Origin of the sequence: Bacterioplanoides pacificum (assembly GCF_042648445.1) — a bacterium.
Classification (GTDB): domain Bacteria; phylum Pseudomonadota; class Gammaproteobacteria; order Pseudomonadales; family Oceanobacteraceae; genus Bacterioplanoides; species Bacterioplanoides pacificum.
In genome coordinates, this window is sequence record NZ_JBHRYB010000022.1 from 1 (window position 1) to 1,982 (window position 1,982).

The following is a 1,982-nucleotide window of genomic DNA, read 5'->3' on the forward strand; positions in this document are numbered from 1 at the left end:
TGATGGGATTGTTAGACTCAAGCATAGAGAGTTTCCTTTGTGTTTGATTTTGATTCGACACCAACATCAAAACGGGAAACTCTCTTCTTTTCAAATCGAAGTGTCAGATCAGGTCTGAACTAATACAATTTTGGTTTACAGAAAAAGGGGTAGCTGCACTTGGGATTATTGGTGCAGCGATCTACTTCCTGCTCATGGAGCACAGGGAGCATTTATTCGAGTTTCTTCCATATCTCATTCTCCTGCTGTGCCCGCTTATGCATATTTTTATGCATCGCGGCCACGGCAATTCGGAACATGATCACCATGGAAATGATTCGCAACAAAGTGACTGCCAACGCGGTTTAGGAGATGGACGCAAAGAGCGCGGCCATCAAACCAAACACTAATATAATTTAAAGAGAGGATTGGTTATGCATGGTGATTCTGCCTATGGGCTCTGGACATTAGTATTACTGAACTCAGCGATCTTTATATTTTTTGCATTCAGCTTTACCAAGCCTAAAACCCAGATGGACTGGCGAAGCTTTGGGGCATTCTCAGTATTTATCGTTGCACTTTTTACAGAAATGTATGGATTTCCATTAACCATTTACTTTCTGTCAGGATGGCTAGCTGAAACATATCCCAGCATTGATTTTCTATCTCACGAAAATGGCCATTTGTTACACACGTTACTGGGATTTGAAGGCGACCCGCATTTCGACCCGCTACATATTGTCAGCAATATCTTAATAGTACTTGGCTTCTTTCTTCTAGCTTCAGCCTGGAATGTACTACACAAAGCACAACAAGCACACACGTTAGCGACAACAGGCTGGTACGCCCGTTGTCGCCATCCACAATATATTGCATTCATCCTGATAATGCTGGGTTTCTTATTACAATGGCCAACGCTACCGACCCTGGTGTTTTTCCAGATACTAGTGGTAGTTTATATACAACTGGCCAAACGTGAAGAAAAATTAGCATTAGAAGAATTCGGCGATCTCTATCATCGATATCGTGAAACAACTCCCGGCTGGATCCCAAAGTTAACAATGGATCAGCCAACTACTACTCCATAAAAACGATTATTAATATTAACGATCACCCATCTTTATTTAACTAGTGAGATCTAATTAGCAATTTAAAAAACAGGATTTTATTATGAAAGAAGAGCACCGATTAGGGGTATCAGAAGTAAACCTGGTTGTCAGGCATTTAAAGCTAGACTTAAATCCCTCATCAGATATCGAAGGAGCAATTAAAGAGATTGATCAGATCTACGGTCTGGATTCTGTCTCATTCGACGAAAAGTCTTCAGTGATTAATCTGGCCTACGATGCCTCCAGAATAAATCTGGACGGCATAGAAGATGTAATCACTAAACATAGTATAGAAATAAGCCATGACTGGTGGACTAACTTCAAAGAAGGTTATTACAAGTTCGTCGATAAAAACGTAAAGGATAATGCAAAACATGAGCCGTGGAGCTGTCATCAACGACCGAGGAATCCGCGTAAATAGCGGCATTCGTTTGAATGGTATCTATGGAGATAGATCGATTTAACTAATATACGTTAAAAGTGAGATTTAATATATCACCACAGTCTATTCTGGGAGAAGAGAAATGAAATTACATTCAACAAAATTTGCGCTCGCTTGCGCGAGTAGTGCAGCTGTATTTTGGCTGCTTTGCTCACTGTTCGTACTTATCATGCCAGGTATGATGCTTTCAATGTCTGGTGATATGCTCCACATGAACCTTGAGGGTATGGGTTGGCATATGTCTTTCTTCAGCGCCCTTATAGGAGGGCTGTTTTGGGCAATTGCTGCTGGAATATTTGGCTGGCTTCTAGCCAATATCTATAACTGTAGTAGTTCAGACTCGATCTGACAGTCGCCCGTTTTAAGCTGGTGTCTGTCAGATTAAATCTGGGTTAATTTCTTTTCAGCCCAGATTCGTTTTCCATCAAGTAATGTTTCCAACGGCGTTCTAC

The 1,982-nt window shown here is 41.1% G+C and carries 4 protein-coding genes; all 4 read left to right on the top strand.

Translation table 11 applies throughout. The annotated features are described in order from the left end of the window. Positions 1 to 167: 167 nt before the first annotated feature. The 4 genes from ACFOMG_RS16635 to ACFOMG_RS16650 all read left to right on the top strand — a co-directional run bounded on the left by ACFOMG_RS16635 (position 168) and on the right by ACFOMG_RS16650 (position 1,879). Positions 168 to 389 carry a DUF2933 domain-containing protein gene (locus tag ACFOMG_RS16635; RefSeq protein WP_376868321.1) on the top strand — a complete coding sequence of 74 codons (222 nt, stop codon included), beginning with the start codon at positions 168 to 170 and terminating at the stop codon, positions 387 to 389. Between the two features lie 24 nt (positions 390 to 413). Then, positions 414 to 1,067 (top strand): methyltransferase family protein, encoded by a 654-nt coding sequence (locus ACFOMG_RS16640; RefSeq protein WP_376868315.1) that lies wholly within the window; start codon positions 414 to 416, stop codon positions 1,065 to 1,067. Between the two features lie 82 nt (positions 1,068 to 1,149). Continuing rightward, positions 1,150 to 1,509, top strand: a complete 360-nt coding sequence (locus ACFOMG_RS16645) for a cation transporter (protein WP_376868317.1) — start codon at positions 1,150 to 1,152, stop codon at positions 1,507 to 1,509. Positions 1,510 to 1,612: 103 nt separating this feature from the next. Further along, positions 1,613 to 1,879: a DUF5676 family membrane protein gene (locus ACFOMG_RS16650; protein WP_376868319.1), complete on the top strand. Its 267-nt coding sequence runs from the start codon at positions 1,613 to 1,615 to the stop codon at positions 1,877 to 1,879. Positions 1,880 to 1,982: the final 103 nt, after the last annotated feature.

Excerpts from the sequence above, each read along its gene's own strand:
- ACFOMG_RS16640 (WP_376868315.1), top strand. The coding sequence starts at position 414 with ATGCATGGTGATTCTGCCTATGGGCTCTGGACATTAGTATTACTGAAC.
- ACFOMG_RS16645 (WP_376868317.1), top strand. The coding sequence starts at position 1,150 with ATGAAAGAAGAGCACCGATTAGGGGTATCAGAAGTAAACCTGGTTGTC.
- ACFOMG_RS16650 (WP_376868319.1), top strand. The coding sequence starts at position 1,613 with ATGAAATTACATTCAACAAAATTTGCGCTCGCTTGCGCGAGTAGTGCA.